The sequence below is a fragment of the Hansschlegelia beijingensis genome, from assembly GCF_045505405.1.
GTDB lineage: Bacteria > Pseudomonadota > Alphaproteobacteria > Rhizobiales > Methylopilaceae > Methylopila > Methylopila beijingensis_A.
Genome location: NZ_JBJKEX010000231.1, coordinates 1 through 4,808 on the forward strand (window position 1 = coordinate 1; position 4,808 = coordinate 4,808).

Below are 4,808 nucleotides of genomic sequence, written 5' to 3' on the forward strand. Positions count from 1 at the left end.
GCCGCCCGGCGGCGGGCGGAGCGCGCCGTCTACCGCTTCGCCGGATGGAAGCTCGCGATGAAGACGCGCGTGCTCACCGGGCCGGACGGCGCGGCGACGCGGCTGACGGCGGGAGAGTTCAACCTGCTGGCCGCCTTCGTCCGCAATCCCCAGCATGTGCTGACGCGCGAGCAGCTGCTCGGGGCGAGCCGCGTGCATGACGAGGAGGTGTTCGATCGCAGCATCGACGTGCAGATCCTCCGGCTCCGGCGAAAGCTCGAAGTGGATCCGACGCAGCCGAAGCTGATCCGCACGGAGCGAGGGGTCGGATATGTCTTCGCCGTCGCCGTCGAAGTCGTCTAGGCGCGGCGGGGCTCTCGCGCGGGTCCTCGCACCGCTCGCCGGGGCGGCTCTCGTCGCCGGCGGCGTGTTCGCGATCGGCGGCTCAGGGGGCGGCCGCAGCTGGGGCGCCGGGCAGAGCTACGCGATCGCTCCGATCGTTCCGCTCGCCGCTGACCCTGCGAAAGCCGCGCTCGGGGGCATGCTCTTCGAGGACGAGCGGCTGTCCCATGACGATCAGACGTCGTGCGCCACGTGCCACGACCTGAAGAAGGGAGGCGTCGGCGCGAGCCCGGCCAAACCGCGGAACGGCGCAAAGAGCGCCTTCGACACGCTCAGCGTCTTCAACGCCGTCTTCAACTACCGCCTGAACTGGCTCGGCGAGTTCAGCAGCCTGGAAGAGGCGATCGACTCGGCGGTCGACGATCCCGGCGAGCTGGCCACCAGCTGGAACGACGTGCTGACGAAGCTGAGTGCGGATCCTCACTATGCGGAGAGGTTCCGGGCGCTCTACGGCGGCGGGTGGGACAAGGCGGCCGTGCTGGACGCTCTCGTCCAGTTCCAGCGCACCCTGGTCACGCCGGACAGCCGGTTCGACCGGTTCCTGCGGGATCAGGAAGGCGCGATCACGGCGGAGGAGGAGAGGGGCTTTCGCCTGTTCGAGGGTTTCGGCTGCATTGCCTGTCACCAGGGCCGCAATGTCGGGGGCAACCTCGTGCAGAAGTTCGGGGTGTTCGCGAAGCCGGCCGGCGACCGGAAGACGATGAAGCCGGCCGACCTTGGGCGCATCGCCATCACGGGGCTCGAACGGGACCGGTTCGTCTTCCGCGTTCCAAGCCTCCGCAACGTGGCCGTGACGGCGCCGTATCTGCATGACGGCAGCGTCGCCTCGCTCGAGGAGGTCGTCGCGATCATGGGGCGCACACAGCTCGGCCGCGAGCTCGCCACGTCGGACATCGACCTGATCGTGAAGTTCCTTCGGACCCTCACCGGGCGCTACCAGGGCGTGCCGCTCGACCAGGCCGGGGATGTCGGGGCCGCCAAGTGAAGCGCATCGGCGCGCCGGCGCTCGTCGGCGTCCTGCTGCTGGTGTCGGTCTACCTGGTGACGCGCGGGGCCTTTCCGGACGCGGCGCTGCATCAGCGCGTGCTGGGCGCCCTCATCGAAACCTTCCTCGATGACGCGGCCCTGCAGCGGGACGTGCTGCAGGCTCGCGCCGGCACGCTCGGCAACTACGACACGCTCAATGAACGCATCGCGGAGCTGCGGGAGGCCACCGCCGAGCTGAAGGTCGCGAGCTCGATCGCCTCGGGGGATGCCAAGGCCGGCATCGACGATGCGCTCGTCGAGCTCGACGACGCGGTCGCCGCCAAGGAGGATCTCGTCGAGCGCTTCAAGGGGGCGGTCGCGCTCACGCGGAATTCGGTGCGGATCTTCATCTACGCCGCCGAACGCCTCAACGACAGCAGCGCGGCCGCGGACGCGGGCTGGGCGGCCGCGATCTCACAGTCCGCGGTGGCGATCATGGCGTTTCTCGAGCGCCCCGAGATCGACAATCGCGACCGCGCCATCGCAGCGCTGAAGGGTCTCGACGCCGAGGCCCAGAAGCCCGGAGCGCCCGCCGAATTCAAGGAGCTCGCGCTCCACGGCAAGCTGCTGATCAACTACGTCCCGACGCTCGCCTTCCTCACCGACGAGATCCAGGGCGACGCCGTCAGGGATCGCGCGAAGACGCTCCGCTCTCGGTATCTCCAGGCCTACAACGAGGCCGAAACCCACGCGGCGAGGATCCAGGCGTTCCTCGTCCTGAGCGCGATCGGCCTCTGCCTTCTCAATTTCTTCCTGATCGTGCGCCTCGGCGTGGGCGCGCGGCGCCTGGAGCGGCGGGCGTCGCTGGAGCGCGCGGCCGCCACCATCTCGGGGCGCTTCATCGCGCTTCCCTGGCGCCAGACGGCGGACGCCGTGCGGTTCGCGCTGGAGCGCCTCGCCGAGCAGACCGGGGCTGACGAGATCGACCTGCTGGTCCTCGACGACGACCGGCAGATCGACGAGAAATACCACTGGCCGCCCTCGGGAGGCGGGCTCTCGGACGCCGAGACGGCCGCCGTGCTGTCGCTTTCGGAAGGCTCGCCGGGACCGCTGATCCATTCGGTGCGGGACGCGCAGGGCAAGTTCCTGCAGTCGCGGGCGGTCCTCAAGTTCCCGCTTCAGGGGCCGGGGCGCTCGGCCGGCTTCCTCGTGCTGAGGGCGCAGGACCCGAGCGCGCGTTTCGTCGACGAGGACCGCGCCCTGCTCGGGATGGTGGGGGACATCTTCCGCTCCGCGCTCGAACGGTCGCGCAACGAGAAGGAGCGCCACGCCCTTCAGACGCAGCTGTCCCGCGCCCAGCGGCTCGAGGCGCTCGGCACGCTCGCCGGCAGCGTCGCCCACGAGTTCAACAACATCCTCGGCGCCATAAGGGGCCACGCCGAGTTCGCGTCCGACACGCTCCGGCGGGACGGACCGACGCGTCGGCACATCGCGCAGATCCTCACGGCGAGCGCCCGGGCCCAGACCGTGATCGACCGGATTCTGGCTTTCGGCCGCAGGCGGCGCGAGCACAACCGTCCGTTCGACGCCAGCCAGGCGCTGGAGGAAGCGCTGACCCTGCTGCGGGCCTCGCTGCCGGAGGGCATCGAGTTCAAGACCCAGATCGCCCCCGACGTGATCCTCCACGGCGAGGTGACCGAGCTTCAGCAGATCGTGCTCAACCTCTGCACGAACGCGGCGCACGCGATGAACGGCGAGGGCGTCATCACGGTCGAGCTGTCCCGGGTGAAGCTCGACGGCGACCGCGCGCCGGCGCTGCGCCGCCTGCCGTCGGGCTGGTGCGCGCGCATCGCGGTGGCGGACCACGGCAGCGGGATCGCGCCGGGCATGCTGGACCGCATCTTCGAGCCGTTCTTCACGACGAAGAGGGTCGGCGTCGGCACCGGCCTCGGCCTGTCGACCGTGCAGGAGATCGTCGAGGCCTGGGGCGGCGGGCTGACGGTGTCGAGCGCGCTCGGCGCCGGCACGGTGATGCAGGTCTACCTGCCTGTCTCGCGCCAGACCGCCCTGAACAAGGACAAGGGCGCGGCGCGCGGGAGCGGGGAGACGGTCCTGATCGCCGAGCGCGACCGCCAGGCGCTCGAGCGCGACGAGGAGATCCTGGCGGCGCTCGGCTACGAACCCGTCGGCTTCACGGACGCCGGCCAGGCGCTCGCCGCGATCCGCGCAGAGCCGGACCGGTTCCAGATCGGCGTCATCGACGACCGTTTCGCGCGCGAAACCGGCGTCGACCTGCCCCGGCGCATCGCGGAGATCGGAGCGGGTTTCCCCCTCCTGCTCATCGCCCATTCCGAAGAGGAGGCGGACGCCGCCTATCTGAAGGAGGTCGGCGTCTCAGACGTCCTGCGGAGACCTCTCCGGCTGCGGGACATCGCCGACGCGCTCTCGCGGCGCAAAGCCAAGGCGTCTTCGGGCGGCTGAGTCCGGCGCGGCCGCAATCTGCGTTCAGCCTGCGGGTCATGGCCGCCGGCGCGGTTTCAGCCGTAGCCGAGAAACGGCGTGCGGAAACCAAACACAGTCCCGGCGACGGCACCCTCGGGGAGGCGGACGCGTCGCGCCCGCTTGCCACGCTAAGAGGGACCGCCAATGGTCGAAAGCTTCCGCACGCCGGAGACCTTCTCCAAGATCAGCCACACGCCGCCCGCTATCAAGGACACCGAGGCGCGCACGCTCTACAATCCCTTCTACTACGACCTCTCGGCCACGCAGCTCGCCATCGACCCTGAGTGGGCGGCGGCGCCCGGCATCACGCTGAACTGGCTACCATGCGCATACTGGTGGTGAGCTCCTCGAACTGGAGCCACGCGCCGCTCCGCGGTCTGCGCGGCGGCCAGGGCGCAACTCGCCAGCGTGAGAGCCAGACTTGCTGCGAGCGTCCTGATCATGATGGCCATGATGCTGTCTCCCTATGGCCGCGACGCCGGCGCGCGTGCGGCCGCGAGATCGCTGACGACCCGCAACCCGTTGGTCACGTAGGGGACGGCCGCGTCGTACTTGAAGCGCGCGGCGGACCGCACATAGCGGGAGTCGCTGTTGAAGCCGCCGCCCCGGAGCACGCGCTGTCCGCAGTCCGGAGTGGTCACCGCCCGCGCGTCCGACGGCGCGGAGCGGTAGTCCGGGGTCCAGCAATCCTCGACCCACTCGGCGGCGTTTCCCGCAGTGTCGTGGAGCCCGAAGCCGTTGGGCGGGAAGCTGCCCGTCGCCACGACCGCTCCTCGGGCGCCGCCGCAGTCCGCGCAGTTGGCGTGGTTCTCCCCGACCTCGTCGCCCCACCAGAACGAGCCGACGGCGCCGCCGCGCGCGGCGTATTCCCACTCGGCCTCGCTCGGCAGGCGGTAGGGCTGGCCGGCGGCGCCGGAGAGCCAGTCGGCGTAGCGGCGAGCCTGGTTCCAGCTGACGCC

General features: G+C 70.5%; 5 protein-coding genes. 4 read left to right on the top strand and 1 reads right to left on the bottom strand.

The annotated features are described in order from the left end of the window. The 4 genes from ACIKT0_RS13045 to ACIKT0_RS13060 form a co-directional block, all read left to right on the top strand. Positions 1-342 (top strand): winged helix-turn-helix domain-containing protein (locus tag ACIKT0_RS13045; protein ID WP_407105755.1); only part of this gene is annotated, 342 nt, incomplete at its 5' end. Next, positions 311-1,366, top strand: a complete 1,056-nt coding sequence (locus ACIKT0_RS13050; protein ID WP_407105756.1) for a cytochrome-c peroxidase — start codon at positions 311-313, stop codon at positions 1,364-1,366. The genes ACIKT0_RS13045 and ACIKT0_RS13050, both read left to right, overlap by 32 nt. Continuing rightward, positions 1,363-3,828, top strand: coding sequence for a DAHL domain-containing protein (locus ACIKT0_RS13055; protein ID WP_407105757.1), 2,466 nt, complete (start codon positions 1,363-1,365; stop codon positions 3,826-3,828). Before ACIKT0_RS13050 ends, ACIKT0_RS13055 begins: the two co-directional genes overlap by 4 nt. A gap of 165 nt (positions 3,829-3,993) precedes the next feature. Beyond that, a complete protein-coding gene (locus tag ACIKT0_RS13060; RefSeq protein ID WP_407105758.1) occupies positions 3,994-4,191 on the top strand; it encodes a hypothetical protein in 198 nt (65 codons plus the stop codon). 122 nt (positions 4,192-4,313) lie between these two features. Here the strand turns inward: ACIKT0_RS13060 and ACIKT0_RS13065 are convergent. After that, a partial coding sequence (locus ACIKT0_RS13065; protein WP_407105759.1) for a formylglycine-generating enzyme family protein occupies positions 4,314-4,808 on the bottom strand: 495 nt, incomplete at its 5' end.